The organism is Rathayibacter sp. YIM 133350 (assembly GCF_037404875.1).
Taxonomy (GTDB): Bacteria; Actinomycetota; Actinomycetes; order Actinomycetales; family Microbacteriaceae; genus Orlajensenia.
In genome coordinates this window covers 75428-101771 of sequence record NZ_JBBELO010000022.1, presented here as the reverse complement: position 1 = coordinate 101771, position 26344 = coordinate 75428, and the positions used below count along the sequence as shown (strand labels likewise).

Sequence of the window (26344 nt, the reverse complement as noted above, 5' to 3'; positions counted from 1 at the left end):
GTGATCGCCGCCATCGGAGTGGACGTCGTCGACCTCGCGCGCTTCGAGCGCGCCATCGCGCGCACTCCGGGCCTCGTCGACCGCCTGTTCGCCGAGAGCGAACAGGGTCGGCACCCGCGCTCGCTCGCGGCGCGCTTCGCCGCCAAGGAGGCGCTCATCAAGGCGCTCGGCGGCGACTCCGGCCTGCGCTGGCACGACATGGTGATCGTCTCGGACGAGCACGGCGACCCGGCGTTCGAACTCACGGGAACCGTTGCGGCCATCGCCGCCCGCCGGGGCGTGCGCCGGGTGCACGTCTCGATGAGTCACGACGCGGGCATCGCCACGGCGTTCGTGGTCACCGAGACGGATGCCGTGCCCGGCCCGGGCGGCAACGACGACAAGGGCGGCAACGACGGCCCCGGCGGCAACGACGGGAACGACGCGTGAGCGCCTTCGAACCGCCGTCGTTCCGGGAGGCGGTCATCGACCTCGGCGCCGTGCGTGAGAACGTGGCCGCGCTGCGCGCGCACATCGGCACGCGGCACACGATGGCCGTCGTCAAGGCCAACGGCTACGGTCACGGCGCCGTTCCCGTCGCCCGGGCGGCGCTCGCCGGGGGAGCGGACTGGCTCGGCGTGGCCGAGATCGCCGAGGCGCTCGAACTGCGCTCTGCCGGCATCACCGCCCCGGTGCTCGCGTGGCTGCACGACCCCGACGAGGACTTCGACGAGGCGCTCGCCGCCGAGGTCGCGGTCGGCATCTCCACTTCCGGCCAGCTCGAGGCGCTCGCCGCAGCGGCGGACCGACAGGGCCGCCGCGCCCGCGCCCACGTCAAGCTCGACACGGGGCTCAGCCGCAACGGAGTCCCGCGCGAGCAGTGGGGCGAGGTCTTCGAACGCGCACGGGATCTCCAGGGCGCCGTGCTCGTCGAGGGCGTGTTCAGTCACGTCTCGAACGCCTCGCCCGACGACGACGCCGCGCAGCGTGCCGCGTTCGAGCAGGGACTCGCCGTGGCCGCCGCCCACGGCATCCGTCCCCCCATTCGGCACCTCGCCGCCACGGCCTCGGCTATCTCGAGTCCCGAGAACCGGTTCGACATGGTTCGACTTGGTATCGGCATCTACGGGCTCTCCCCCTGGACCGGCACGGATGCCGGCGTCGCGCTGCGCGCCGCGATGACGCTGCGGGGCCGCGTCGCCAACGTGCGCCGCGTGCAGGCGGGAGCGGGCGCCTCCTACGACTACACCTGGCGCGCCGAGCGCGACACCACGCTCGCACTCGTGCCGCTTGGCTATGCGGAGGGTGTTCCCCGGCACGCGTCGGGCAGGGCCGAGGTCACGATCGCGGGCCGGCGGCATCCGATCGTCGGGCGTATCGCGATGGACCAGTTCATCGTCGACGTGGGGGATTCGCCCGTGCAGATCGGCGACGCCGTCGTGCTGTTCGGCGACCCGGCGAGTGGCGCCCCATCGGCCGACGATTGGGCACGCGCCGCCGACACCATCAACTACGAGATCGTCACGCGCGTCGGCAACCGGGTCGTGCGGCGCTACCGGGAATCATGAGCACCACCCTCGGCATCGCCACGGCGGAGCAGATGACGGCGCTGGGCGAGCGCCTCGCCGCGACGCTGCGTGCGGGCGACCTGCTCGTGCTGACCGGCCCACTCGGCGCCGGCAAGACCACCCTCACCCGCGGGCTCGGCGCCGGTCTCGGCGTGCGCGGCCGGGTGCAGAGCCCCACGTTCGTGCTCGCCCGCACGCATCCGTCGCTCGTCGACGGCCCGCCGCTCGTGCACGTCGACGCCTACCGGCTCTCGAGCGCGCTCGAGCTCGACGACCTCGACATCGACTTCGCCCGCTCCGTCGTGGTCGTCGAGTGGGGCAAGGGCATGCTCGAGGGCATCAGTGACTCCTGGCTCGAGGTCGACATCGAGCGGCCGACCGGCGGCGGGGCGCGGAATGCGGCGGGAGCAGGCGCGGCCCAGGAGGCCGATGACCCCGCCGACGAGGTGGACGAGCCCCGCACCGTGAGCATCCGCGGCGTCGGCCCGCGCTGGGCCGACACCGAGTTCGCCCAGGAGCGCGACGCGTAGGCTGGGAGGGTGCTGCTCGCCATCGACACCTCCGCCGGAACGAGCGTCGCCGTCGTCGACCGCGAGGGCGGCATCCTGAGCGAAGTCGCCGTCGCCGACACCATGCGTCACGCCGAGGTCATCGGCGCCCTGATCCAGCAGGCACTCGCCCAGGCGGACGTGCCGCCGACGGCGCTCTCGGGGGTCGTCGCCGGAATGGGGCCGGGGCCCTTCACCGGGCTGCGCGTGGGCATCGCGGCCGCGCGCATGTTCGCCTATGCGATCGCCCGCCCGCTCGTGCCCGTCGTCAGCCACGACGCGCTCGCGTACGCGCACTATGGCGAGGGCGCTTACGGGCCGTTGCTCGTCGTGACGGACGCGCGCCGGCGCGAGGTGTACTGGTCGTTCTACGGCGGCCCCGACGACGTCGGCCTGCCCGAGCGCCTCGACGGGCCCGGACTTGCCCGGCCCGACACCGTTCCGCACGCGGATGTTCCCCGTCTGGACGCCGCGGAGGTCTCGGCCGGCGCCCTCGGCATGGTCGCCGAGATCGCCTTCGCCGCGGGGAGGCCCTTCGCCGCCGATGAGCCGCTCTACCTGCGCTCTCCCGACGTGACGCCCTCGTCGGCACCGAAGCGGGTGACCGCATGAGCCGGCAGCTGCGGCGCGCACACCCGAGTGACCTCGACGCGATCATGGCCATCGAGACGAGCACCTTCACGACGGATGCCTGGTCGCGCGAGGCCATGCTCAGCGACCTGGAGAGTCCCCACACGTATTACCTCGTCGTCGTCGTCGTCGACGTCGACGTCCCCGCCGCGGTCGTGGGCTACGCCGGCCTGCTTGCGCCCGAGGCGGCCGGCGAGGGCGACGTGCAGACGATCGCGGTCCATCCCTCGGCCCGTGGAGAGGGCCTGGGCCGGGCGCTCATGCTCGCCCTCATCGACGAGGCCCGCCGTCGCGGAGCCGAGCACGTGTTCCTCGAGGTGCGCGCCGACAACCCCGTGGCGCGAGCGCTGTACGAGAGCCTCGGCTTCAGCCAGATCGCGGTCCGCCCGCATTACTACCAGCCCGACGATGTCGATGCGATCGTGATGCGCCTCGCCGTGCCAGCCGCTCGCGCGCGTCTGGCCGTGGGGCAGGAGGCGCTGTGAACCGGGAGAATCCGCTCGTGCTCGGCATCGAGACCTCGTGCGACGAGACGGGCGTCGGCATCGTGCGCGGGCGCACGCTGCTGGCCAACACCATCGCCTCGTCGATGGACGAGCACGCGCGCTACGGCGGAGTGGTGCCCGAAGTCGCAGCCCGTGCCCACCTCGAGGCGATGATCCCGACCATCCGGACCGCGGTCGCCGAAGCAGGCGTGAACCTGCACGACATCGACGCCGTAGCCGTCACGAGCGGGCCGGGCCTCGCCGGCGCGCTGATGGTCGGGGTCGGTGCGGCCAAGGCGCTCGCCCTGGCGCTCGACAAGCCCCTCTACGCCGTGAACCACCTCGTCGGTCACGTCGGCGCCGATGTGCTCAGCGAGGCCGGGCACATCGAGTACCCCACGATCGCGCTGCTGGTCTCGGGCGGCCACACCTCGCTGCTGCTCGTGCGCGATCTCGTGGGCGACGTCGAACTGCTCGGCGAGACGATCGATGACGCGGCCGGGGAGGCCTTCGACAAGGTCGCCCGCATCCTGGGCCTGCCCTACCCGGGCGGCCCGCACATCGACCGGCTCGCCGCGGAGGGCGACCCCAAGGCCATCCGCTTCCCCCGAGGCCTCACGCTGCCGAAGGACATGGCGGCGCACCGCTACGACTTCAGCTTCTCGGGCCTCAAGACCGCGGTCGCGCGCTGGGTCGAGCGGCGCACCGATGCCGGCGAGCCGGTGCCCGTCGCCGACGTCGCCGCCTCGTTCCGCGAGGCCGTGGCCGACGTGCTGCTCGGCAAGGCGATCGCCGCCTGCGTGGACTACGGGGTGCCGCGCCTGCTTCTCGGCGGCGGCGTCGTGGCCAACGCCCGGGTGCGAGAGCTCGCCGGGCAAAGGGCGGATGCCGCGGGAATCGAGCTGCGCATCCCGCCGCTCTCGCTGTGCACAGACAACGGCGCCATGATCGCCGCTCTCGGCGCGCAGCTCATCATGGCCGGGCGTGCTGCCTCCTCGCTCGAGTTCGGAGCCGACTCGACGCTGCCGGTCACGGACATCCAGGTCGATTGAGGCACTTTCGGGCAGCGGCGGGGTTCTTCCCCCGCCTGCACCCCCGAGAGTAGTCTGAAGCTGGGAGAACGCCGACAGGGGGTTCACTCACCCAACGCCTCGAAGGAGACGAAACACATGAGCAATCCGACCAGTCCCACACCGGGCGAACCGGACTTCGGCGACCGCCCGGGCGGCAGCATCCCCGACGAGCCGGCGCCCTCGGTCGACCCGCCTGCAGCGCCCGAGCCTCCCCGCGCACCTGAACCGCCCGCTCCGCCGGCGTATGGCGCACCGGCTCCCGGCTACGGCGCCCCTCCCGGACCGCCGCCCGCGTACGGAGCTCCGCAGCCCGGCTACGGCGCCCCGGCACAGCCCGGCTACGCCACCCCGGCGTATGGCCAGGGTTACGGCGGGCCGCAGCAGCCCGGCAAGACTCCCGTACTGAGCATCATCTCGTTGATCGCAGGCATCCTCGGATTCCTGGGCGCCTGGCTATTCGGCATCGGCTTCGTTCCCGCCGTCGCGGCGATCATCCTCGGCTTCCTCGGACGCAAGAGGGAGCCGGCCGCGAAGGGCATGTGGCTGACGGGCATCATCCTCGGCTTCGTCGGCCTGCTGATCGCCCTCATCTTCGGCATCTTCTGGATCTTCGTGCTCGTCGCCGCGAGCACGAGCAACTACAACACCTACTGAGTTCTCTCCTCAGCACAGGGCGGACGGCCGGGCGCCGTGCGCCCTGTGCTATGCATGACGCATGAGCGAGACCGGTTCCGAGCCTCGGGTACCCGGGTACTCCACCGGGGCGAGCCTTCCGGCGCCGCCACCCGGAGCCATCGTGCTCCCGCCGCAGCGACGCGGCCCCACCGGAACCTCGGCCTGGCTCGGGGTGCTCGGCCTCATCGTGTGCCTGTTCGCTCCGTGGGGAGCCGTCGCATCGCTCCTGGCGATCGTGCTCGGATTCATCTCGAGGAGCGTCGACCCGCCCAGCCGGGCCGAGAGGCTCGTGGGCATCGTCTCGGGCTTCGTCGGACTGGTGCTCGCGGCCGTCTGGGTGCTCGTAGTGCTCGGGTTCGCGCAGCAGATGGCGGCGCGCGCCCTCTGAAACGGCTCGCTAGACCCGCTCGACGAGAAGAGTGGCGTGGCGCCCGGCGACCCGAGTCATCACGATGGTCGCGCTCGCCGAACCCTTCAGCGCGAGCCGCTTGCGCAGCGCCGCAGGGTCGACGTCGACGCCGCGCTTCTTGATCTCGAGGGTGCCGATGCCGCGCTCGCGCAGTGCCGCCTTGAGCTTCTTCTCGTCGGCAGGAAGCGTCTCGAGCACGCGGAACGCGGTCGCGAAGGGCGTTGGCCGCGCGCTGTCCGAGGTGAGGTAGGCGATGCCCTCGCTCAGCATCCGGGCGTCGAGGCTGCGTGCGAGATCGCCGATGAGGCGCGCTCGGATGACGGCACCGTCGGGTTCGTAGACGTACTCGCCGAGCGGCCCCGCCTCGGCGTCGACGGAGTCCGCGGCGGCGGCCAGCTCGTGCGTGCCGCCTGTGCCGGTGAGCAACGCCGAGCGACGGATGCCGTCGCGGGCCAGCGCGCCGAACCACAGCGTCATCTCGACGAGGGCGCCGTTGACCGAGACCCACTGGGCCTCGGCGTCGGCGGGGATGAGGTCGCGGTCCAGGCCGGGGCCGAGCTTGACGCCGACCGGCAGCCGCTCAGCGAGGCCGAAGGCGAACGAGAGGGAGGGGGAGTAGTCCTCCGGCCGCGTGAGCCGGTGCGTGTCGTGGTGCCCTGCCGTTCGCCGTGCCGGATCGAGGTAGACGCCGCCGACCCCGGAGAGGTCGACATCTTCCGCACGGGCGTGCAGCACCTCGGCGTTGGCGAAGGGGGCGAGGTTGTAGCTCGCAATGGCCGCGGTCAGTTCATCGGCATCCGCGGCGAGAACGTCGAGGTCGAGGGCGGCGAACGCGAGGGCGTCGCCCCCGATGCCGCAGCCGAGGTCGGCGACCCAGCGCACTCCCGCGGCGGCGAACCGGCCGGCGTGCAGGGCGGCAACAGAGAGCCGCGTGGCCTGTTCCAGCCCCGCCTCGGTGAAGAGCATGCGGGCGGCGAATTCGCCGAACTTCCCTTCCGCCTTGGTGCGCAACCGCGCCTGCGTCAGGGCGGCCGCGACAAGGCCGGGATCGTGGCCCGCCGCCCTCAGCGCGGCGACGACGCGCACGATGTCGGTCGAGTTCGTGACGGGCGGGATCTCGTCGAGCAGGCGCAGGCCCTCTGGTGAGAGCAGCAGCACCAACTCCGAGCGTTCCATGCTCTCGACGGTACACGGCCCGGCTGTTGGCACTCGCGTTGCATGAGTGCCAGTCAGCCAATACACTCGACTTAGCACTCTCACATCGAGTCTGCTAACCCAGTCTTAGTACAAGAAAGAGGTCAACCGTGTCGGTCTCCATCAAGCCGCTCGAGGATCGCATCGTCATCAAGCAGGTCGAGGCAGAGCAGACCACTGCTTCCGGCCTGGTCATCCCCGACACCGCCAAGGAGAAGCCCCAGGAGGGCGAGGTCGTGGCTGTCGGTCCCGGCCGCATCGATGACAACGGCAACCGCGTTCCGCTCGACGTCAACGTCGGCGACAAGGTGCTCTACTCCAAGTACGGCGGAACCGAGGTCAAGTTCGGCGGCGAGGAGTTCCTCGTGCTGTCGGCCCGCGACGTGCTCGCGGTGGTCGTGCGCTAGCTCACCCGCTTCGAGAAGGGCCCGGATGCGATGCATCCGGGCCCTTCTGCGTGCGGCAGGAATTCGCGCGGTCGTGGCAGGCCCCGTCCCATCCACGCCCGTGGCCGCCGCGTAGACTGCTGCGAGTGGCAGGCACGAGAACCGAGACGCCGAAGACCCCATCACCGGCGATCGGCTCGCAGAACACCGGACTCGTCTTCGCCGTCTCGGCATACGTGCTCTGGGGCTTCCTTCCCATCTACTTCATCGCGCTGGCGCCGACGGGCCCGTTCGAGATCGTCGCGTGGCGCATCCTCTTCTCCCTCGTCTTCTGCGCCATCCTGCTCACCGTCACGCGCGGTTGGGGCGCCTTCACGCGGCTGCTGCGCCAGCCCCGGGTGAGTCTCACGATGGGCCTGGCCGGCGTGCTCATCTTCATCAACTGGCAGACCTACGTGTTCGCCACCGTGAGCGGTCAGGTGGTCGAGGCGGCCCTGGGCTACTTCATCAACCCCATCGTCACGGTCTTCCTCGGCGTCATCGTGCTTCGCGAGCGACTGCGTCCGCTGCAGTGGATCGCCGTGGGCATCAGCATCGCCGCTGTGATCGTGCTCGCCGTCGGCTACGGTTCGCTGCCGTGGATCGCACTCGCCCTCGCGTTCTCGTTCGGGTTCTACGGGCTGATCAAGAAGAACGTCGGCCATCAGGTCGACGCCGTCTCGGGGCTCACCCTCGAGACCCTGTGGCTTGCGCCCGTCGCGGTGCTCGTGCTCGTGCTCGTGCAGGTGATCGGCGGCGGCATCACCTTCGGCAGCGTGGGCACGTGGAACACGGTGCTGCTCATCGCGGCCGGCGCGATCACCGCTGTTCCCCTTCTCTTCTTCGCGGCTGCCTCCCGGCGCCTTCCGCTGGTGTACATGGGCTTCATCCAGTACTTCGCCCCGTTCATCCAGTTCATCGTGGGTGTCGCCGTGCTGCACGAGGCGATGCCGCCGGAACGCTGGTTCGGCTTCGCGCTCGTGTGGGTCGCCCTTCTGGTGCTCGCCGTCGACCTGGTGAGAACGGCGCGCACCTCGCGGCGCGCATCCGTCGTCACGGCCTGATTCCTCAGTAGGGTGGCGCCGACCCTTTCGAAGGAGCAGCCGATGCCCGCCCGCGCCACGGCCCTCATTGCGCTCGCGGGAGCCCTGCTGCTCACGCTGTGCGGGTGCACGAACACAGACAAGGCCTCCCGCCCCGTTCCTTCGGTCACCGCAGGCCCGATCGCGGTCACTGCTCATCCCGGTGACGGCATCCTGCGGGTGGCGACGGTGCTCGACGGCGGCGATGCGGCAGCGGTCTCGGCGGCAGTCGTCGCCGGTACGGAGCTGGCCGCTCGCGAGGTCGACGAGCAGGGCGGGGTGGCGGGAGCCGATCTCGTGCTCATCCATCGGGTGATCGGTGGCGACGGCGCAGCACTCGCCGCCGACCTGCTCGCCCACGGCGTCGACGTGGTGCTCTGGGGTGGGGCGGCGGATGCCGACGCCGGCCTTCGCGATGCGCTCGGCGCCGCCGGGACGAGCATCGTGCCCCTGCCGGCACTCGGCGACCCCGGTGCCCTCGCTCCGGTCGACGACACGTTCGCCGCCCGGCTGAAGAGCGCCGATCCCGGCCTGGAAGCCCTGTCGGGAGGGCCGGAGGGATATGACGTTCTCCTGAGGCTCGCCCTGGCGGCGATCTCCGCTCACAACGACAGCGGAGCGGCGGTCGCCGCGGCGCTGCCGGACCTGTCTCACGACGGCTTCGAGTGCTCCGGTTGGGGGCAGTGCGCCGATGCCCTCTCCGATGGATCCGACATCAGCTACCGGGGTGTCGCAGCGACGCCGTGATGGCGAATTGTTTCGTCGAAGAACGCTCTCACTACGGAATTCGTCGAAAAGCACCCGGTTCTTTGCGGCAATGTAACAATTCGGGCCGTGTTGCAACACTGTGACCTGTTTGGCTTGTTTCGCCTAGCAGTGCCCAATACTGTGACACCACGGCAGTCATGTCGACTGCCGGTCACATTCCACACGCCCAAGGAGCAACATGAGCGTATTTGCGAAGGCCAAGGCCTCGCGCTCTGCCGGGGCAGTACTGAGCGGTATCGCCGTCGTCGGCGTCAGCGCTCTGCTACTGACCGCGTGCAGCAGCGGCGGCGGCACTGCCAGCACCCCTTCGACCTCGGCGGCTGCCGACGCTGGCGACGCCCTGCCCATCAAGGCGGGAGACCGCGACCTCGACCTGAAGGTCGGCACGATCCTCCCCGAGTCGGGCACCCTCGCCTTCCTCGGCCCGCCCGAGGAAGCCGGCGTCAAGCTCGGCGCGAGCGACGTCAACGCCGCGGACTCCGGTCTGAAGCTCGACGTGACCTACCGCGACTCCGGTGACACCACGACCGACACCGCCACCGTCTCCGTCACCGATCTGCTCTCGCAGGGCGTCTCGGCGATCATCGGTGCGGCATCCTCGGGTGTCTCGAAGACCGTGATCGACCAGATCACGGGCGCCGGCGTCGTGCAGTTCTCGCCGGCGAACACGTCGCCCGACTTCACGACCTACAACGACAAGGGCCTGTACTTCCGTACCGCCCCCTCGGACCTGCTCCAGGGTGAGGTTCTCGGAAACCAGATCGCTGAGGACGGCGTTCAGTCGCTCGGCCTGCTCGTGCTGAACGACCCGTACGGCACCGGCCTGGCCAAGCAGCTGAAGTCGACGTTCGAGGACGCCGGCGGAAAGGTCGTCGCCGAGGAGCTGTTCAACTCGGGCGACTCCAACTTCGACGCCCAGCTGGCCTCCATCAACGCGGCGAAGCCCGACGCGGTGGCCGTCATCACGTTCGATGAGGCGAAGGTCGCCGTTCCGGCACTGGTCGGCAGCGGCTTCCCCGGCGACAAGCTCTACTTCGTCGACGGAAACCTGGCGGACTACAGCAAGGACTTCGCCCCCGGCCTCATCAAGGGATCGAAGGGCACGCTGCCCGGCCCGAAGCTGAAGGACGACTTCCGCACCAAGCTGCTCGGAACCGACCCGGCCCTGACGGACTTCAGCTACGGCCCCGAGTCCTACGACGCCACCGTGCTCATCGCACTGGCCGCCTACGCGGCCAACAGCACCGAGGGCACCGAGATCGCCAAGTACCTGCAGCAGGTCTCCGGCGGCAGCGGCAAGGGCGAGAAGGTCACCTCCTTCGAAGAGGGCGCCAAGCTCCTCAAGGAAGGCAAGCAGATCGACTACGACGGCCCCAGCGGACCGATCACGCTCGACAAGAACGGTGACCCGACCGAGGCCACCATCGGCATCTACCAGTACGGTGCCGACAACACCTACAAGCGCATCAACTGACGCGTCAGTGACGGAGGGGCCCCGGCGCGAGCCGGGGCCCTTTCGCGTGCCGGTCGGGCGGGCACCTCTCGGGGGGGGCACGCAGAAGGGCGGATGCCGCAGCATCCGCCCTTCGTGTGTCGCGCTGGTGCGCCTAGGCGCCGAGGGTGCCGAGATAGAGGCCGATGACCTTCGGGTCGTTCAGCAGCTCACGGCCGGTACCGGTGTAGGCGTCGCGGCCCTGGTCGAGCACGTAGCCGCGGTCGCAGATCTGCAGGCAGCGTCGCGCGTTCTGCTCGACCATGATCGTGGTCACGCCGGCACGGTTGATCTCCTTGACGCGCAGGAACGCCTCGTCCTGGCGCACGGGGGAGAGGCCGGCAGAGGGCTCGTCGAGGAGCATGACGTGCGGGCCCATCATGAGCGCACGCGACATGGCGACCATCTGGCGCTCACCGCCCGACAGCGAGCCCGCCCGCTGCGGAAGACGACGGCCGAGCTCAGGGAAGATCTCGGTGACGAACTCGAGGCGTTCCTTCAGCCCCTTGGGCTTCTGGTACATGCCCATCTCGAGGTTCTCCTGGATGGTCAGCGACGGGAAGACGTTGTTCGTCTGCGGCACGAAGCCGACGCCCTTGGCGACGAGCTTGTTGGCCTTGAGATTGGTAATCTCCTCGCCCTGCAGGAAGATTCCGCCCTCGCGCACCTTCACGAGGCCGAAGATGGCCTTCAGCAGAGTCGACTTGCCGGCGCCGTTGGGGCCGATGATGCCGATGAGCTCGCCCTGGTTGGCCACGAGCGAGCAGGAGTTCAGGATGTTCACGCCCGGCAGGTAGCCCGCCGTCACGTTGCGCACCTCGACGACCGAACGGGCGGTGGCCGCCGGTGCCGGTGTCAGGGTGGCGTCACTGTTCGTCATCGATGAGCTCCTTCAGTACCTCGATGTGCTCCGAGTCCTCGGTGCCGAGGTCGGTGTCGTGGTGGCGCCCGAGGTAGGCGTCGATCACGGCCTCGTTCTGCATGACGGTGTGGGGATCACCCTCTGCCACGACCTTGCCCTCGGCCATCACGATGACCCAGTCGGCGATGTGGCGCACCATGTGCATGTCGTGCTCGACGAACAGCACGGTCATGCCCTGGTTCTTCAGATCGAGGATGTGGTCCAGCAGCGACTGGGTCAGGGCCGGGTTCACACCCGCCATCGGCTCGTCGAGCATGACCAGCTCAGGGTCGCTCATGAGGGCGCGTGCCATCTCGAGCAGCTTGCGCTGGCCGCCCGAGAGTGATGCGGCGTAGTCGTTCTTCTTGCCGTCGAGCTTGAAGCGCGTGAGCAGTTCGATCGCCTTCTGCTCGTTCGCGCTCTCCTGCCGTCGCCAGAGGAAGGGCAGCACCGACCGGAACAGGTTCTCGCCCGACTGGCCCTTGGCTCCGAGCTTCATGTTGTCGAGAACCGAGAGCAGGCCGAGCGACTTGGTCAGCTGGAACGTGCGAATGAGGCCCATGCGAGCGACCCGGTAGGCGGGCACGTGCGCCAGCGGCTTCTTGTCGAACTCCCACACGCCCGCATCCGGCCGGTCGAAGCCGGTGAGCAGATTGAAGAAGGTCGTCTTGCCGGCGCCGTTCGGGCCGATGAGGGCGGTGATGGCGCCGCGCGGAATCTCGACGTGCTCGACGTCGACGGCGGTCAATCCGCCGAAGGTGCGTCGGACGCCGTCGGCGATGAGGATGGGATCCACCTTGCGGCAGCCGGGCTCGGCCTCGCCGATGTGCAGTCCGGTCGTCTTGACCGGACTGGTCGCGGAAGAGATGTCACTTGACAAAGGCCAGCTCCTTCTTGTTTCCGAGGATGCCTTGAGGCCTGAAGATCACGATCAGCATGATCGCCACGCCCACCAGGATGAACCGTAGCTGACCAGCCTGAACCTGTGACATGAATGGCAGCCAGCCGGCCTCGACCGCTCGCGCGATGAAGCCCGAGAAGAACGAGAGCAGCACCCAGAAGATCATCGAGCCGACGATGGGGCCGAGGATGGTGGCGGCACCGCCGAGCAGCAGGATCGCGTAGATGAAGAACGTGAGCGAGGTCTGGTAGTTGGCCGGAACCACCGCGCGGGGCAGCACGAAGATCATGCCGGCCAGGGTGCCGAAGACGCCACCGAGGATGAGGCTCTGCATCTTGTAGGAGTACACGTTCTTGCCGAGGGCGCGCACCGCATCCTCGTCTTCACGGATGCCCTTGATGACGCGCCCCCACGGGCTGCGCATGATGAGCCAGGTGAACAGGGCCGCGAGGATGACCACGCTCCACCCGACGATGCGCACCCACCAGTCGTAGGCGTTGTACTGCCAGGGGCCGAACCCGTAGGTTCCGGGCGGAATCGGGTTGAGGTCGCCGAAGCCGCCCTTGTAGCCGCTGAGGCCGGTCGCCGATCCGGTGATCGATTCGAACGTGTTCGTCGTGAACAGCAGGCGCAGGATCTCGGCGGCCGCGATCGTCACGATGGCGAGGTAGTCCGCCCGCAACCGCAGCGTCGGGATGCCCAGGATGAGGGCGAAGATGACGGATGCGCCCACGCCGACCAGCACCGACGCCCAGACCGGGAACCCGAAGGTGAGGGTCGAGATGGCGTAGCCGTAGGCGCCGAGCGCCATGAATCCGGCCTGGCCGAAGTTCAGCAGTCCGGTGTAGCCGAAGTGGATGGCAAGCCCCAGTGCGGCCAGGGCGTAGGCGGCGGTCGTCGGGCTGATGAGCTCCTGCGACGCGTTCGAGAAGATGGCTCCCCAGTCGAGCATGGCCGGCCCCTATCCGATTCTCTCTTTGCGACCCAGGATGCCCTGCGGTCGAAGCAGGAGCACGAGGATCAGGACGACGAGCGCTCCGACGTACTTGAGGTCGGAGGGCAGCCAGAGCGTCGACAGCTCGACGAACAGGCCGACGACGAGCGAGCCGACAAGGGCGCCGAACGCGGTGCCGAGGCCGCCGAGCGTGACCGCGGCGAAGACGAGCAGCAGGATCTGGAAGCCCATGTCCCAGCTGACGCCCGGACGGTAGTAGGCGTACAGGATGCCGGAGAGGCCCGCGAGGGCGCCGCCCATGACCCACACGATGCGGATGACCCTGTCGACGTCGATACCGCTGGCCGAGGCGAGGCTGGGGTTGTCGGAGACCGCGCGGGTGGCCTTGCCGATGCGGGTGCGCAGCAGGAAGAACGCCACTCCGCCCAGCACGACGAGGCTGATGACCATGCTGAGCACGTCGACCCAGGACAGGCTCGCGGCGCCGATGCGCAGTTCCGAGGGAAGCGTCGCTCCCGGCAGCTGGCGCGTCGCGCCGCCGTAGAAGAACTGGTACACGTACCGGATGGCGAGCGAGAGGCCGATGCTGACGATCATCATCGGGATGAGGCCGACGCCCTTCTTGCGCAGCGGCTTCCAGATGACGGCATCCATGCTCCAGCCGAGTCCGGCGGAGAGGATGAGCGCGATGGCGATGCCCGCCCAGAGCGGCCATCCGAGGATGGTGCTGAACGTGAGCGTCATCAGCGCGCCGAAGGTGATCATCTCGGAGTGCGCGAAGTTGGACAGGCCCGTCGTTCCGAAGATGAGGGAGAGGCCGATGGCCGCGAGCGCGAGCATGAGCCCGAAGTTCAGGCCGTTGATCAGGCGTTGCAGCAGCTGGTCCCAGAACGTGTTCGTGACCCGCTGGCCCTGGCCGAGGAAGAAGTTGACCGCCTTCGTCTGAGTGAGCCCGAACTCCGCCGTCTGGGTCGCCCCGCCCTTGGCCACGACGACGCCCTTGGGGAGGGTCTCCTCGTCGAGGGTGACCTTGTAGCTGCCCTTCGCGGCGACGTGGATGCGCCACTGGCCCGCGGCATCCGTCTTCACCGTGACCTTCTCACCGTTGCCGGAGACCGTGATCTCGACGCCTTCGAGGGGCTTCTGGTTGTACTGCACGTTGCCGGCGAACGTGTAGTCACCGGAACCGCCCTCGTCGGCGTGCGCCGGGGCGGCGGCGAACAGGCTGAGCCCGATGGCCGCGAGCAGGGCAGTCAGCAGGAGCACGAGAAAACCCGGTGCTCGCCTGTGTACCGCATCAGTGGATCGCACTGAACCTCCATGGTGGTGCCCCGCGGCCCCGAGTTCCGGTCTGTCAACGACGGTGTCGACAGTACGTGCTGATTATGTCTTATGTGTTTCGGCGGTGCTGTGTGTCGTGTGGTGATTCTGGGGGGAGGAATGCCTTGGACGCAAACTCGCTTAACATTGGTGAACCGGTCGAATCATCACGATGGCCCCGGTTCGCAATTGATCTGCGCGACGAAAAGGACTGACATGGGCGAGCCCGATCCCTTCGGATTCATCGGACTGACGTATGACGACGTGCTGCTGCTTCCCGGGCACACCGACGTCATCCCGAGCGAGGCCGACACCACCAGCAGGCTCACGCGGCGCATCAACGTGGCCGTGCCGCTGCTCTCCTCCGCGATGGACACGGTGACCGAGACGCGCATGGCGATCGCGATGGCGCGCCAGGGCGGCATCGGCATCCTGCACCGCAATCTCTCCATCGAGGACCAGGCTGCGCAGGTCGACCTGGTGAAGCGCAGCGAGTCGGGCATGATCACCAACCCCGTCACGACCACGCCGGATGCCTCGGTCGCCGATGTCGATGACCTGTGCGCCCAGTACCGCGTCAGCGGCGTTCCCGTGATCGACGAGGACGGCGTGCTCGTCGGCATCATCACCAACCGCGACATGCGCTTCGTCTCGGACTTCGAGAAGAAGACGACGCTCGTACGCGACGTGATGACCAAGCAGCCCCTCATCACCGGGCGCGTCGGGATCGATCCCGACGAGGCCGTCGCCATCTTCGCGCAGCACAAGATCGAGAAGCTTCCCCTCGTCGATGACGCCGGCCGTCTCACCGGCCTGATCACGGTGAAGGACTTCGACAAGTCGGAGCAGTACCCCAACGCCACGAAGGACGAGGAGGGCCGTCTGCGCGTCGGTGCCGCCATCGGCTTCTTCGGCGACGCCTGGGAGCGTGCCACGGCGCTGCTCGAGGCGGGCGTGGACGTGCTCGTCGTCGACACCGCCAACGGCGAGAGCGCCGGCGTGCTCGACATCATCCGACGGCTGAAGGCCGACCCGGCCTTCGCGGGCGTCGACATCATCGGCGGCAATGTCGCGACCCGGTCGGGCGCTCAGGCGCTCATCGACGCAGGGGCCGACGCCATCAAGGTCGGTGTCGGGCCGGGCTCCATCTGCACCACCCGCATCGTCGCCGGCGTCGGAGTGCCCCAGGTCACCGCCGTCTACGAGGCCTCCCTCGCGGCGCGCGAGGCCGGCATCCCGGTGATCGCGGATGGTGGCCTGCAGTTCTCGGGTGACATCGCCAAGGCGCTCGTCGCCGGTGCGGACACCGTGATGCTCGGTTCGCTGCTGGCCGGTACGGCCGAGAGCCCCGGGGAACTCGTCTTCCAGAACGGCAAGCAGTTCAAGACCTACCGGGGCATGGGTTCCCTCGGTGCCCTGCAGACGCGCGGCAAGAAGACCTCGTACTCCAAGGACCGCTACTTCCAGGCCGACGTGCCGAACGACGACAAGCTCATCCCCGAGGGCATCGAGGGACAGGTGCCGTTCCGCGGCCCGCTCTCCGCGGTGGCGTACCAGCTCGTCGGCGGGCTGCGCCAGTCGATGTTCTACGTGGGCGCGCGCTCCATCCCCGAGCTCAAGGAGAAGGGCCGCTTCGTGCGCATCACTCCCGCCGGGCTGAAGGAATCGCATCCGCACGACGTGCAGATCGTCGTGGAGGCGCCGAACTACACGCGGTAGGCCGGTTTCCAAAAGCGAGGAGATTCCGAAAAGCGAGGCGATTCCGGGTTGGTGCCGGGCGTTTCGCGCGTTTCGGCGGCGTGTCGCGCCGAACCTCCTCGCTTTTCGGAATGTCCTCGCTTTTCGGATCTCCTCGCTTTTCGCGCGGGATGCGGAGTTCCCAGGAGATGCGGGCGGCCTTCCGGTCACTGCGCTGAGCGCAACCGCCCGATCGCCTCGGTGAGGATCTCGGGGTGGGTGCCGAAGTTGAGCCGGGCGTGGCCCCGGCCTTCTTCGGCACCGAACTCGGGGCCGTTGCCGAGCGCAACGCGGGCGTGCTCGAGGGCGTACGCCGCCGGATCGTCCCCCCAGCCGAGGGCGGAGAGGTCGAGCCAGGCGAGGTAGGTGGCGTCGGGGAGCCGGTAGCGCACCCCGGGAAGCTGCTCGGAGAGCAGCCGCTCGAGCAACCGCCGGTTCGCATCGAGCGTCTCGATGACGCCGTCGAGCCACTCCCGGCTCTCGCGGAACGCCGCGATCGCGGAGACGGCGCCGAACATCGAGGCGCGCCATTCCACTTCGGCCGGGAAGGCATCGCGGATCGCGTCTGCGCGCTCGCTCGCCGAGATGACCATGGCGCACTTGAGCCCCGCGAGGTTGAACGCCTTGCTCGCCGAGGTGACGGTGACGCCGATCTCGCGCGCCGCATCCGACACCCCCAGGAAGGGAACGAAGCTGGCGCCCGGCAGGGTGAGCGCGCCGTGGATCTCGTCGCTGATGACGGTGGCGCCGTGCCGGGCGGCGACCTCCGCGAGCGCCGCGAGCTGCGCGGCGTCGAAGCAGAGTCCGACGGGGTTGTGGGGGTTGGAGAGGATCATGGCGCGCGCTCCGCCCGAGAAGGCGGCGTCGATGCCGTCGAGGTCGAGCGACCAGCCCTCCTCGATGCCGCCGAGCAGGGGCACCGTCACGAGCGGGCGTTGCGCCTCGTCGGGCAGCTCGAAGAACGGCGGATAGACCGGTGGGCAGATGATGATGCCGTCGCCGGCATCCGTCACCTGGCGCAGCACCTCGACGATGCCCGCGCTCACGTCGACGCAGAGCGTGACCCGGGCCGGATCGAGCCTCCAGTTCCACCGCTCAGCCGCGAACTCGGCGAAGGCCTCGGCAACGTCGCGGCTGCCGTAGTGGTAGCCGGTGTCGGAGCGATCGATCGCGTCATGGAGGGCGGAGGCGACGGCCGGAGCCAGGGGGAAGTCCATCTCGGCCACCGGCAGCGGCAGCACGTCGGGCGGATACGACAACCACTTCGCGCTCGTGCGGGTGCGCAGGCGGTCGAGCGGTTCGGGATCGATCCTCATGCCTCCAGCTTGCCGCAGGGCACCCACACGCGCGAGCAGCCGCTAGTCTGGGAGGCTGCCCGCCGGGCGGCCCTGCACAGAGGCTTCCGGAGGACACACGGACATGGGCAGCATCGAGGTCAACGGGCTCACGCTCGCCCTCCCCGACGGACGGCCCTTGCTCGCGGACGTCTCGTTCCGCATCGGCGACGGTCTCACGGCGGCCCTCATCGGCGCCAACGGTGCGGGCAAGTCCACGGTGCTCCGCATCATCCGCGGCCAGACGGCGCCCGATGACGGCGCTGTCGCGATCTCGGGCGGGCTCGGCGTGATGGACCAGTTCGTCGGCCACGCGGCATCCGGAACCGTGCACGACCTGCTCGTCTCGGTCGCTCCGTCGAGGGTGCGCGCAGCGGCGATCGAACTCGACGCCGCCGAGGAGGCGCTCATCGAGAACGACGACACCTCCACGCAGATGCGGTACGCCACCGCGCTCGCCGACTACGCGGATGCGGGCGGGTACGAGCAGGAGACGCTGTGGGACACCTGCACCATCGCCGCCATCGGCGTGCCGTGGGAGCGGGCGCGCTATCGCGACGTCAATACGCTCTCAGGCGGTGAACAGAAGCGGCTCGCCCTCGAGGCGCTGCTGCGCGGACCCGAGGAGGTGCTGCTGCTCGACGAGCCCGACAACTCCCTCGACGTGCCGGGCAAGCGCTGGCTCGAGGAGCAGCTGCGAGCCACGCGCAAGACGGTTCTGCTCGTCTCACACGACCGCGAGCTGCTCGCGCGGGCGGCGGATCGCATCGTGACCCTCGAGCTCGGTGCGGCCGGCAACACGGCGTGGACGCACGGTGGCGGGTTCGGCAGCTACCACGATGCCCGTGCCGAACGCTTCGAGCGGCTCGACGAGTTGCGGCGCCGCTGGGACGAGGAGCATCTCAAGCTGAAGACGCTCGTGCAGACGCTGAAGACCAAGGCGACCTACAACGACGGAATGGCCTCTCGCTACCAGGCGGCGCAGACGCGGCTTCGCCGCTTCGAGGACGCCGGGCCGCCCCAGGAGCGACCGCCGGCACAGGACGTCTCGATGCGATTGCGTGGCGCGCGCACGGGTAAGCGGGCCGTGATCGCCGAGCGCCTCGAACTGACGGGACTCATGCATCCGTTCGACCTCGAGGTCTGGTACGGGGAGCGCGTGGCGGTGCTCGGCTCGAACGGCTCGGGCAAGTCGCACTTCCTGCGCCTGCTGGCCCGCGGTGGAACGGAACCCGATCGCATGCTCGGCCACGTGACGAGTGTCGGCGAGGGCCTTGCCCCCGTTCCGCACACCGGCCGTGCTGTGCTCGGTGCCAGAGTCGTTCCGGGCTGGTTCGCCCAGCTGCACGAGCACCCGGATCTCGTCGGTCGCACCCTGCTCGAGATCCTGCACCGCGGCGACGACGGACGCGCCGGGATGCCCCGCGAGGCCGCCAGCGGAGCCCTCGACCGCTACGGCCTCGTCGCCTCTGCCGGCTCGCGGTTCGAGTCGCTCTCGGGCGGGCAGCAGGCGCGACTGCAGATCCTGCTGCTCGAGCTCTCGGGGGCGACCCTCCTGCTGCTCGACGAGCCGACCGACAACCTCGACCTCGTCTCGGCCGAGGCGCTGCAGGATGCGCTGCAGGCGTTCGACGGAACGGTGCTGGCCGTCACGCACGACCGCTGGTTCGCGCGCAGCTTCGACCGCTTCCTCGTCTTCGGCTCCGACGGCGAGGTCTACGAATCGAACGAACCGGTCTGGGATGAATCGCGGGTGCGCCGCCGGCGCTAGGCACCGGCGGCATCCGGGCGCCTCTCGGCCGCGGCGATAGGCTTGCCCGGTGAGTATGGAGATGGAGATCGGCCGCGCCAAGCGCGGGCGCCGCGTGTTTGCCTTCGACGACGTCGCGATCGTGCCCAGCCGGCGCACCCGCGACCCCGAGGACGTGTCGGTGACCTGGTCGATCGACGCCTACCAGTTCGACATCCCGTTCCTGGCTGCGCCGATGGACTCGGTCGTCTCGCCGGCCTCCGCCATCCGCATCGGCCAGCTGGGTGGCCTCGGCGTGCTCGACCTCGAGGGGGTGTGGACCCGCTACGACGACCCGGAGCCCGTTCTCGCGGAGATCCGTTCGCTGCCGCAGGAGCAGTCGACGCGGCGGATGCAGGAGATCTACTCCGAGCCCATCAAGCCCGAGCTCGTCACCCAGCGCCTGGCCGAGATCCGCGCCGCGGGCGTGACCGTGGCCGGCGCGCTCTCGCCGCAGCGCACGCAGGAGCTCTACGAGACCGTCGTCGCAGCGGGCGTCGACCTCTTCGTCATCCGCGGCACCACGGTGTCGGCCGAGCACGTCTCGAAGAACCAGGAACCGCTGAACCTCAAGAAATTCATCTACGAACTCGACGTTCCCGTGATCGTGGGCGGCGCGGCGACCTACACCGCCGCGCTGCACCTCATGCGCACGGGCGCCGCGGGCGTGCTCGTCGGCTTCGGCGGCGGCGCAGCATCCACCACCCGGGCGGCGCTCGGCATCCACGCCCCGATGGCCACCGCCGTCGCCGATGTCGCCGGCGCCCGCCGCGACTACCTCGACGAGTCGGGCGGACGCTACGTGCACGTGATCGCCGACGGCGGTCTCGGCACCTCGGGCGACATCGTGAAGGCGATCGCCTGCGGAGCGGATGCCGTGATGCTGGGCTCGGCGCTCGCCCGCGCGACCGACGCTCCCGGCGGCGGGTTTCACTGGGGAGCGGAATCGCACCACTCCAAGCTGCCCCGGGGAAACCGCGTGCAGGTGGGCGGCATCGCACCGCTCGAGGAGATCCTCTACGGCCCGGCATCCGTCTCGGAGGGCAACGCGAACCTCGTCGGAGCGCTGCGTCGCTCGATGGCGACGACCGGGTACTCCGACCTCAAGGAGTTCCAGCGCGTCGAGGTCGTCATCTCGCCCTACCGCGGGCACTGAGGTCGGGGCCAGCCGCCTGCGTCGGGGCTAGCAGAGCTGTGGAACCTCGGCAATCCGGTGCATGTGGTGGCGGGATGGCCTAACGTCGAGAGTGATCCATCCCCATCGGAGGCAGCTATGGCAGCGACGAATTCGGTCAGCAGGTCGTCCAAGCTCGGACCAGAGGAACGTGCGGCGGCGCTGGAGCGCATGAAGGATCGGGAACTCGACGTTCTCGTGGTCGGCGGCGGCATCGTCGGCACCGGCGCTGCGCTGGATGCCGTGACACGCGGGCTGTCGGTCGGACTGCTCGAGCAGCGCGACTTCGCGTCGGGCACCTCGAGCCGGTCGTCCAAGCTCGTGCACGGCGGCATCCGTTACCTCGAGCAACTGGACTTCCGACTCGTGCGCGAGGCGCTGATCGAACGCGGCCTGCTGCTGCAGGAGCTCGCACCGCACCTCGTGAAGCCGGTGCGCTTTCTCTACCCGCTGAAGAAGCGGGTGTTCGAGCGCTTCTACATCGGCTCCGGCATGCTGCTCTACGACATCTTCAGCTACAGCGGCGGGCGGCCTCCTGGCGTTCCGCACCACCGCCACCTCAGCAAGCGCCAGGTGATGCGGTCCATCCCCTCGCTCGCCAACGATGCGCTCGTCGGCGGCATCACGTACTACGACGCCCAGGTCGACGACGCCCGTTACGTGTCCTCGCTCGGGCGCACCGCATCCTTCTACGGCTCCCACGTGGCCACGCGCGTACGCGTGGAGGGCTTCATCAAGGTGGGCGAGCGCGTCGTGGGCGTGCACGCGCACGACCTGCAGACGGGCGAGCGCTTCGACGTGCGGGCCAAGCAGGTCGTGAACGCGACCGGAGTCTGGACCGACGACACCCAGCGCATGGTGGGGGAGCGCGGCACCTTCCACGTGCGCGCCTCGAAGGGCATCCACCTCGTGGTGCCGCGCGATCGATTCCAGAGCTCGATGGGGCTGCTGCTGCGCACCGAGAAGAGCGTGCTGTTCGTCATCCCGTGGGGTCGGCACTGGCTCATCGGAACGACCGACACCGACTGGAACCTCGACAAGGCGCACCCCGCGGCGACGGCCGCCGACATCGACTACCTGCTCGAGCACGTGAACCAGGTGCTCGCCCTCAAGCTCACCCGCGAAGACGTCGAGGGCGTCTACGCCGGTCTGCGGCCGCTGCTCGCCGGTGAGAGCGAGCAGACCTCCAAGCTCTCGCGCGAGCATGTCGTGGCCCACACGGTTCCCGGCCTGGTCGTCGTTGCCGGCGGCAAGTGGACCACGTACCGCATCATGGCGAAGGATGCGATCGACGCTGCCGCCGACGCGCTCGACGGCCGCATCCCGCCCTCGACGACGCAGACGATCCCGCTGCTCGGGGCAGAGGGGTACCACGCGGCGTGGAACAAGCGCGGCAAGATCGCGAAGGCGTTCGGGCTGCACAAGGTGCGCGTCGAGCACCTGCTCAACCGCTACGGAACGCTCACCGACGAGCTGCTCGACCTCATCCGTTCCGACCCGAAGCTCGCCGAGCCGCTTCCCGGCGCCGACGACTACATCGCGGCCGAGGTGGTCTACGCCGCCTCGCACGAGGGGGCGCTGCACCTCGAGGACGTGCTCGCGCGCCGCACCCGCATCTCGATCGAGGCGTGGGACCGCGGCGTCTCGGCGGCCCCGGTCGCCGCGGAGCTCATGGGCGGCGTGCTCGGCTGGGATGAGGCGCGCAGGCAGAGCGAGGTGGCCAACTACCTGAAGCGGGTGGCCGCGGAGCGTGCCTCGCAGGAGGAGCCCGACGACGCATCCGCCGACCGCGTGCGTCTTGAGGCCCCGGACATCCAGCCGGTGGAGTAACCCCGCGCCCCGCCCCGCCTTTGAACCATTTGGTGCGCTTTGACCCGCCAGGTGCGGATCAATCGCGACCAGATGGTTCAAAGGCGGTGTGATTGCGACGGGAGTGCTGCGCGTGGGTCGGTTTGCGAACGATGGGGATGCCGAGTTGTAGCAACTTCGCCCTCAGTGCTCTTCGACTCCGGGCCTCCGCCCAGTCCCAGCGATCGAGGCGATGGCCGAGTGCTCGCACCTCGTTCTCGCGATTCTTCTCTCGGATCACGACGTTTCGAGCATCGACGCCGGTGAGATCTTCGCTGCCGAGGTACTTGCCGTTGCCGTCTGATTCGCCGAACGCGTTGTACTCGAGCCACGCGAAATCGAGCCAGATCCACCTGCCACTCCGCGGCAGCCATAGTCGGTGTTGCAGGGTGGGCATCGCAAATCCCTCCTCCCACATGACGACTCTGCTCAGCGACTCCAGCGGTGTGTCTGCTGCGGAGACGGCGAAGTCCAAAACGTGGCGCACTTTACGGCTACCGGGAAAGGGCAGTCGTTGCTCGTATGCCCCGCGGAGTTCGTCCGCCGTGCATAACGGGCGCTGACGGTCGAACCGGTCGACGCGAAGTGCAGCGTCCGCGATTGTCACGCCGATGAGAAAACTCGAGACGCGCGCGACCTCGACCACCGTCTGCGGAACCGACGTCGCCATGAATCCATCGACAGACACGATCGCTTCATCGCCGCGACGGTAGTGTTCGACGACGCCGCTTCTCTTCTTGCCACCCACGGATGACGGGCACACGAGATGGACGTCATCGTCCCAGTCGCCGATGATGGGCAGACCGTGAAGTGCGGCCGCGGAGACACCGGAGAAGACGGCATCCGACCGTGTGCCCGCGACCGCCGCCAGCTTTCTCAGATATCGATCGAGTGGAGCCAGGGAGTCCCACGTTGTCTGATCGATGAATGCGCCACGGCGCAGCGCGCGCAGTTCACCCCGCCGGGCGGCATTTTGCAGAGCGGAGGTCTCGCCGCGCAGGCGCGCTTGGGATGCGAACTGCACGCCGTCGAAGGGCGCGGATGGAGGAGACATAACGTGAGCCTCCTCCCATAGAGGCGACTGTTCGCGGCCCGTCCGCGATCGGTGGATGAGTGGGGACGCGCCACCGCCCGTGGATAAGTGGTGAAGGTCGCCTCTCATGCCCGCCGTTGAACCATTTGGTGCCCCTTGATCCGTCAGAAGCGGCTCAACGGCGACGAAATGGTTCAACGGCGGGAGGAAGGGCGGCGCCGGGCCGGGGCCGGAGGGCCGGGGAGGGCGAGGGGGCGCGAGCGGCGTTCGTTAGGCTGGAACCACTGCCCCCAAGACTTCAGGAGCCCAACCATGGTTGATGTTCGGCGGGTGAAGCTTCCCGGCGTCGGGGTGCTGCATACCTTCATCACGGATGACGGCGGCAAGGTCGGCGTCATCGCCCATCGCTCCGGCCCGAGCGACCTCATCACCTTCTCCGATGAGGCGAGCGATGCCGAGAAGGTGTCGCTGCGTCTCACCGAGGATGAGGCGCACACCCTCGCGGAGCTGCTCGGCGGCACCCAGATCACCGAGACCCTCACGGCGCTCGACCAGATTCCCGGACTGTCCATCGACTGGTTCACCGTGGACTACGACGACCACATCGCCGGCCAGCCCCTCGGCGGCCCCGCCGACAGCGGCGTTCCGGGCGTCACCGTCGTGGCCGTCGTTCGCGGCGAAGCCGCGCATCCGGCACCCGCCCCCGACTTCAAGGCGTTCCCCGGCGACACCCTCGTGGTCGCGGGAGCACCCGAGAAGGTGGCCAAGGCCTTCGCGTTCTTCCGCTCAGGCAGCCGCGCCGCCGACGCATCCCCCGGAGGCTGAGCATGCACTTCGGCGAAGACCTGATCGTTCTCGGCCTGCTGCTGCTCGTCGCCTACATCCTGGGCAGGCTCGGCAAGTTCGTCGGCCTGCCGACGATCCCGATCTACATGATCGTCGGGCTGCTCGCGAGTCCGCACACCGGATGGTTCCCCCTCAACTTCGAGAACCACTACATCGAGCTCATCGCCGTCTTCGGCCTCATCCTGCTGCTGTTCAACCTGGGGCTGGAGTTCGATCAAGACGAGTTCTTCGGCAACTTCGGCCGGCTCATCGTCTCCGGCGGCAGCTACATCCTCATCAACATGGCGGCGGGCCTGGCCTTCGGCTTCCTCGTCGGATGGGGCACCCGCGAGGCGCTCGTCATCGCCGGCATCACCGCCACCAGTTCGAGCGCCATCGTGACGAAGCTGCTCATCGAACTGAAGCGCCTGCCCAACCGCGAGACCCCGATGATCCTCGGTGTCACCGTTGTCGAAGACATCTTCATCGCCATCTACCTCGCCATCGTCTCCGTCGTGCTCTCGGGGGAACGCGATCTGGGTCCCATCCTGCTGAAGCTCGGTGTGGCGTTCACGTTCCTCATCGTCATGTTCATCGTCGCGCGCTGGGGTGGCCGCTTCGTCAGCCGCCTGTTCCGCACCAAGGACGAAGAGCTGTTCACCATCCTGTTCTTCGGGCTGGCGGTGCTCTTCGGCGGCATCGGCGAGGTGCTCGGGGTGACGGATGCCATCGGCGCCTTCCTCATCGGCCTCGTGCTCGGCGCCACCCGGTTCCGCAACAAGATCGAGCACACGGCCCTGCCGCTGCGCGACGTGTTCGCCGCCTTCTTCTTCCTCAACTTCGGCCTCACGATGAACATCGCCGACTTCCCTGGCGTCGCCCTGCCGGTCGTGCTCGCCGTCGTCATGACGATCGTGCTCAACGTTGCCGCCGGGCAGCTCGTCGCCTGGCTCAACAAGCTCGGGCCGCAGGCGGGCATCAACGCCGCGGTCATCCTGCAGAACCGTGGCGAGTTCGCGCTCATCCTCGCCACGCTCTCCCTCGGCGCCGGGCTCGATGATCGCATCACGCCGTTCGCGGGCCTCTACGTGCTCGTGATGTCGATTCTCGGCCCCATTCTCGCCGCCAACTCCGAACGCATCGGCGCCGCCATCCTGCCGAAGAAGAAGACCCCGCCCGCTGCCACGAAGGCCCCGCGTGACGCCATGCTCGACGAGGAGATCGCCCTGGTGGAGGCGGCGACGAGCGAGATCGGCACCCGCAGCGAGCAGGAGACCCAGAAGGCGATCGATCGGCTGCTCGACGTGAACGAGAATGGGACGGACACCCGCCCGCGCAACGATCAGGACGACTGAACCCGAATGCTCCGAATGATGGTGCGCCCGCGCTGGGTGCTCGCCCTGCTGTTCGCCCTCGCGGTCGCCTCGGGATTCGCGGTGCTCGGCCAGTGGCAGCTGAGCCGTGCCGTCGAATCGGGGCACGTCGAGAAGCGCGACACCGAGACGGTGAAGCCGTTGTCGGATGCGGCCACGCCCGGCGGACCCATCCGGCAGACCTCGACGGGCCAGCTGGTGCAGGTGAGCGGCCACTGGGTTCCGGGCGACGAGCAGGTCATCACCGGACGCCTGAACGACGGCGCCACCGGCTACTGGGTGGTCAGCCATCTCGCGGTGGATGCCGACGGCACTCCCGGCATCCCGATCGCTCGTGGCTGGACGGCCGACAAGAAGCAGGCCGCGAAGGCCGCCGCCGAGCTGGCACAGGGCAACGGGCAGGAAACCGTGACGGTGACGGGGCGCCTGCTGCCCACCGAGGCGCCCGAGGTGCCCGCGGAGGGCCACCCGGCCCACGAGATGACGACGGTCGCCGTGGCCGCGCTCATAAACCTGTGGGCCGACTTCGACGCGCACGACGTGTACTGGGCGTACGTCATCGACCGCGACGCGGCATCCGGCCTGGAGCAGATCAGCTCGCCGCCGCCGAGCGTGCAGGTGGAGCTGAACTGGCTCAACGTCTTCTACGCCATCGAGTGGGCGGTGTTCGCGGGCTTCGCCGTCTTCCTCTGGTACCGGCTCGTGCGCGATGCCTACAACCGCGAGCTCGAGGAGGCGGAGGAGACGGCGCAGGCCGAGGAGACGGCGCAGGCCGAGGAGACGGCGCAGACCGAGGAGAACGGCCAGCTTTCGCAGCCCTAGAATT

The 26344-nt window shown here is 68.9% G+C and carries 26 protein-coding genes; 19 read left to right on the top strand and 7 right to left on the bottom strand.

Annotation, left to right across the window (positions count from 1 at the left end; genetic code table 11):
• The 8 genes from WDJ51_RS06660 (at window position 1) to WDJ51_RS06625 (ending at window position 5346) form a co-directional block, all read left to right on the top strand.
• Window positions 1–429, top strand: a complete 429-nt coding sequence (locus WDJ51_RS06660) for a holo-ACP synthase (RefSeq protein WP_337851654.1) — start codon at window positions 1–3, stop codon at window positions 427–429.
• Window positions 426–1547: an alanine racemase gene (gene alr / locus WDJ51_RS06655; protein ID WP_337851653.1), complete on the top strand. Its 1122-nt coding sequence runs from the start codon at window positions 426–428 to the stop codon at window positions 1545–1547. Before WDJ51_RS06660 ends, alr begins: the two co-directional genes overlap by 4 nt.
• The gene (gene tsaE, locus WDJ51_RS06650; protein WP_337851652.1) at window positions 1544–2077 is read left to right on the top strand and encodes a tRNA (adenosine(37)-N6)-threonylcarbamoyltransferase complex ATPase subunit type 1 TsaE; all 534 of its coding nucleotides are present in this window, start codon (window positions 1544–1546) and stop codon (window positions 2075–2077) included. Before alr ends, tsaE begins: the two co-directional genes overlap by 4 nt.
• Window positions 2078–2086: 9 nt before the next feature.
• The gene (gene tsaB, locus WDJ51_RS06645; RefSeq protein ID WP_337851651.1) at window positions 2087–2707 is read left to right on the top strand and encodes a tRNA (adenosine(37)-N6)-threonylcarbamoyltransferase complex dimerization subunit type 1 TsaB; all 621 of its coding nucleotides are present in this window, start codon (window positions 2087–2089) and stop codon (window positions 2705–2707) included.
• Window positions 2704–3210, top strand: a complete 507-nt coding sequence (gene rimI, locus WDJ51_RS06640) for a ribosomal protein S18-alanine N-acetyltransferase (RefSeq protein WP_337851650.1) — start codon at window positions 2704–2706, stop codon at window positions 3208–3210. Before tsaB ends, rimI begins: the two co-directional genes overlap by 4 nt.
• Window positions 3207–4262 (top strand): tRNA (adenosine(37)-N6)-threonylcarbamoyltransferase complex transferase subunit TsaD, encoded by a 1056-nt coding sequence (gene tsaD, locus WDJ51_RS06635; RefSeq protein ID WP_337851649.1) that lies wholly within the window; start codon window positions 3207–3209, stop codon window positions 4260–4262. The genes rimI and tsaD overlap by 4 nt, the downstream gene beginning before the upstream one ends.
• Before the next feature lie 117 nt (window positions 4263–4379).
• Window positions 4380–4937 (top strand): DUF4190 domain-containing protein, encoded by a 558-nt coding sequence (locus tag WDJ51_RS06630; RefSeq protein ID WP_337851648.1) that lies wholly within the window; start codon window positions 4380–4382, stop codon window positions 4935–4937.
• 61 nt (window positions 4938–4998) lie between these two features.
• Window positions 4999–5346 (top strand): hypothetical protein, encoded by a 348-nt coding sequence (locus WDJ51_RS06625; RefSeq protein WP_337851647.1) that lies wholly within the window; start codon window positions 4999–5001, stop codon window positions 5344–5346.
• A 9-nt stretch (window positions 5347–5355) separates the two neighbouring features.
• Here the strand turns inward: WDJ51_RS06625 and WDJ51_RS06620 are convergent, their stop codons facing one another.
• Window positions 5356–6543 (bottom strand): class I SAM-dependent methyltransferase, encoded by a 1188-nt coding sequence (locus WDJ51_RS06620; RefSeq protein WP_337851646.1) that lies wholly within the window; start codon window positions 6541–6543, stop codon window positions 5356–5358.
• A 128-nt stretch (window positions 6544–6671) separates the two neighbouring features.
• On the opposite strand from WDJ51_RS06620, the gene groES reads away from it, so the two are divergent.
• From groES to WDJ51_RS06600, 4 genes are all read left to right on the top strand, one after another.
• The gene (gene groES, locus WDJ51_RS06615) at window positions 6672–6968 is read left to right on the top strand and encodes a co-chaperone GroES (RefSeq protein WP_337851645.1); all 297 of its coding nucleotides are present in this window, start codon (window positions 6672–6674) and stop codon (window positions 6966–6968) included.
• 125 nt (window positions 6969–7093) lie between these two features.
• Window positions 7094–8050 (top strand): EamA family transporter RarD, encoded by a 957-nt coding sequence (gene rarD / locus WDJ51_RS06610; RefSeq protein ID WP_337851644.1) that lies wholly within the window; start codon window positions 7094–7096, stop codon window positions 8048–8050.
• Window positions 8051–8092: 42 nt separating this feature from the next.
• Window positions 8093–8815, top strand: coding sequence for a hypothetical protein (locus tag WDJ51_RS06605; protein ID WP_337851643.1), 723 nt, complete (start codon window positions 8093–8095; stop codon window positions 8813–8815).
• A 199-nt stretch (window positions 8816–9014) separates the two neighbouring features.
• Window positions 9015–10310, top strand: a complete 1296-nt coding sequence (locus tag WDJ51_RS06600; RefSeq protein WP_337851642.1) for an ABC transporter substrate-binding protein — start codon at window positions 9015–9017, stop codon at window positions 10308–10310.
• Between the two features lie 133 nt (window positions 10311–10443).
• On the opposite strand, the gene WDJ51_RS06595 is transcribed toward WDJ51_RS06600, so the two are convergent.
• Genes WDJ51_RS06595 through WDJ51_RS06580 form a run of 4 tightly spaced genes read right to left on the bottom strand, consistent with a single transcriptional unit; the run spans window position 10444 to window position 14351 of the window.
• A complete protein-coding gene (locus tag WDJ51_RS06595) occupies window positions 10444–11208 on the bottom strand; it encodes an ABC transporter ATP-binding protein (RefSeq protein WP_337851641.1) in 765 nt (254 codons plus the stop codon).
• On the bottom strand, window positions 11195–12109 hold the full coding sequence (locus WDJ51_RS06590) for an ABC transporter ATP-binding protein (protein WP_337851640.1): 915 nt from the start codon (window positions 12107–12109) through the stop codon (window positions 11195–11197). The genes WDJ51_RS06595 and WDJ51_RS06590 overlap by 14 nt, the downstream gene beginning before the upstream one ends.
• Window positions 12099–13082: a branched-chain amino acid ABC transporter permease gene (locus WDJ51_RS06585; RefSeq protein WP_337851639.1), complete on the bottom strand. Its 984-nt coding sequence runs from the start codon at window positions 13080–13082 to the stop codon at window positions 12099–12101. The genes WDJ51_RS06590 and WDJ51_RS06585 overlap by 11 nt, the downstream gene beginning before the upstream one ends.
• Window positions 13083–13091: 9 nt before the next feature.
• Window positions 13092–14351: a branched-chain amino acid ABC transporter permease gene (locus tag WDJ51_RS06580; protein WP_443218466.1), complete on the bottom strand. Its 1260-nt coding sequence runs from the start codon at window positions 14349–14351 to the stop codon at window positions 13092–13094.
• 270 nt (window positions 14352–14621) lie between these two features.
• Between WDJ51_RS06580 and guaB the strand changes: the two genes are divergently transcribed.
• On the top strand, window positions 14622–16124 hold the full coding sequence (gene guaB / locus WDJ51_RS06575) for an IMP dehydrogenase (RefSeq protein WP_337851638.1): 1503 nt from the start codon (window positions 14622–14624) through the stop codon (window positions 16122–16124).
• 185 nt (window positions 16125–16309) lie between these two features.
• Here the strand turns inward: guaB and WDJ51_RS06570 are convergent, their stop codons facing one another.
• Window positions 16310–17458, bottom strand: coding sequence for a MalY/PatB family protein (locus WDJ51_RS06570; protein ID WP_337851637.1), 1149 nt, complete (start codon window positions 17456–17458; stop codon window positions 16310–16312).
• A 103-nt stretch (window positions 17459–17561) separates the two neighbouring features.
• Between WDJ51_RS06570 and WDJ51_RS06565 the strand changes: the two genes are divergently transcribed.
• From WDJ51_RS06565 to WDJ51_RS06555, 3 genes are all read left to right on the top strand, one after another.
• The gene (locus WDJ51_RS06565) at window positions 17562–19247 is read left to right on the top strand and encodes an ABC-F family ATP-binding cassette domain-containing protein (RefSeq protein WP_337851636.1); all 1686 of its coding nucleotides are present in this window, start codon (window positions 17562–17564) and stop codon (window positions 19245–19247) included.
• Window positions 19248–19302: 55 nt separating this feature from the next.
• Window positions 19303–20421: a GuaB3 family IMP dehydrogenase-related protein gene (locus WDJ51_RS06560; protein WP_337851747.1), complete on the top strand. Its 1119-nt coding sequence runs from the start codon at window positions 19303–19305 to the stop codon at window positions 20419–20421.
• 117 nt (window positions 20422–20538) lie between these two features.
• The gene (locus WDJ51_RS06555; protein WP_337851635.1) at window positions 20539–22269 is read left to right on the top strand and encodes a glycerol-3-phosphate dehydrogenase/oxidase; all 1731 of its coding nucleotides are present in this window, start codon (window positions 20539–20541) and stop codon (window positions 22267–22269) included.
• A gap of 58 nt (window positions 22270–22327) precedes the next feature.
• Here WDJ51_RS06555 and WDJ51_RS06550 read toward each other — a convergent pair whose 3' ends face one another.
• Window positions 22328–23311 carry a hypothetical protein gene (locus tag WDJ51_RS06550; protein WP_337851634.1) on the bottom strand — a complete coding sequence of 328 codons (984 nt, stop codon included), beginning with the start codon at window positions 23309–23311 and terminating at the stop codon, window positions 22328–22330.
• Between the two features lie 321 nt (window positions 23312–23632).
• Between WDJ51_RS06550 and WDJ51_RS06545 the strand changes: the two genes are divergently transcribed.
• The 3 genes from WDJ51_RS06545 to WDJ51_RS06535 are packed head-to-tail and all read left to right on the top strand — an operon-like array spanning window position 23633 to window position 26340.
• Window positions 23633–24145: a cation:proton antiporter regulatory subunit gene (locus tag WDJ51_RS06545; protein ID WP_337851633.1), complete on the top strand. Its 513-nt coding sequence runs from the start codon at window positions 23633–23635 to the stop codon at window positions 24143–24145.
• Window positions 24146–24147: 2 nt separating this feature from the next.
• Entirely contained in the window at window positions 24148–25500 is a 1353-nt protein-coding gene (locus tag WDJ51_RS06540) for a cation:proton antiporter (protein WP_337851632.1), read from the top strand.
• A 15-nt stretch (window positions 25501–25515) separates the two neighbouring features.
• Window positions 25516–26340 (top strand): SURF1 family protein, encoded by an 825-nt coding sequence (locus WDJ51_RS06535; protein WP_337851631.1) that lies wholly within the window; start codon window positions 25516–25518, stop codon window positions 26338–26340.
• Window positions 26341–26344: the final 4 nt, after the last annotated feature.

Excerpts from the sequence above, each read along its gene's own strand:
- tsaE (WP_337851652.1), top strand. The coding sequence starts at position 1,544 with ATGAGCACCACCCTCGGCATCGCCACGGCGGAGCAGATGACGGCGCTG.
- rimI (WP_337851650.1), top strand. The coding sequence starts at position 2,704 with ATGAGCCGGCAGCTGCGGCGCGCACACCCGAGTGACCTCGACGCGATC.
- WDJ51_RS06630 (WP_337851648.1), top strand. The coding sequence starts at position 4,380 with ATGAGCAATCCGACCAGTCCCACACCGGGCGAACCGGACTTCGGCGAC.
- WDJ51_RS06625 (WP_337851647.1), top strand. The coding sequence starts at position 4,999 with ATGAGCGAGACCGGTTCCGAGCCTCGGGTACCCGGGTACTCCACCGGG.
- WDJ51_RS06620 (WP_337851646.1), bottom strand. The coding sequence starts at position 6,543 with ATGGAACGCTCGGAGTTGGTGCTGCTGCTCTCACCAGAGGGCCTGCGC.
- WDJ51_RS06605 (WP_337851643.1), top strand. The coding sequence starts at position 8,093 with ATGCCCGCCCGCGCCACGGCCCTCATTGCGCTCGCGGGAGCCCTGCTG.
- WDJ51_RS06600 (WP_337851642.1), top strand. The coding sequence starts at position 9,015 with ATGAGCGTATTTGCGAAGGCCAAGGCCTCGCGCTCTGCCGGGGCAGTA.
- WDJ51_RS06595 (WP_337851641.1), bottom strand. The coding sequence starts at position 11,208 with ATGACGAACAGTGACGCCACCCTGACACCGGCACCGGCGGCCACCGCC.
- WDJ51_RS06585 (WP_337851639.1), bottom strand. The coding sequence starts at position 13,082 with ATGCTCGACTGGGGAGCCATCTTCTCGAACGCGTCGCAGGAGCTCATC.
- guaB (WP_337851638.1), top strand. The coding sequence starts at position 14,622 with ATGGGCGAGCCCGATCCCTTCGGATTCATCGGACTGACGTATGACGAC.
- WDJ51_RS06570 (WP_337851637.1), bottom strand. The coding sequence starts at position 17,458 with ATGAGGATCGATCCCGAACCGCTCGACCGCCTGCGCACCCGCACGAGC.
- WDJ51_RS06565 (WP_337851636.1), top strand. The coding sequence starts at position 17,562 with ATGGGCAGCATCGAGGTCAACGGGCTCACGCTCGCCCTCCCCGACGGA.
- WDJ51_RS06560 (WP_337851747.1), top strand. The coding sequence starts at position 19,303 with ATGGAGATGGAGATCGGCCGCGCCAAGCGCGGGCGCCGCGTGTTTGCC.
- WDJ51_RS06555 (WP_337851635.1), top strand. The coding sequence starts at position 20,539 with ATGGCAGCGACGAATTCGGTCAGCAGGTCGTCCAAGCTCGGACCAGAG.
- WDJ51_RS06545 (WP_337851633.1), top strand. The coding sequence starts at position 23,633 with ATGGTTGATGTTCGGCGGGTGAAGCTTCCCGGCGTCGGGGTGCTGCAT.
- WDJ51_RS06540 (WP_337851632.1), top strand. The coding sequence starts at position 24,148 with ATGCACTTCGGCGAAGACCTGATCGTTCTCGGCCTGCTGCTGCTCGTC.
- WDJ51_RS06535 (WP_337851631.1), top strand. The coding sequence starts at position 25,516 with ATGATGGTGCGCCCGCGCTGGGTGCTCGCCCTGCTGTTCGCCCTCGCG.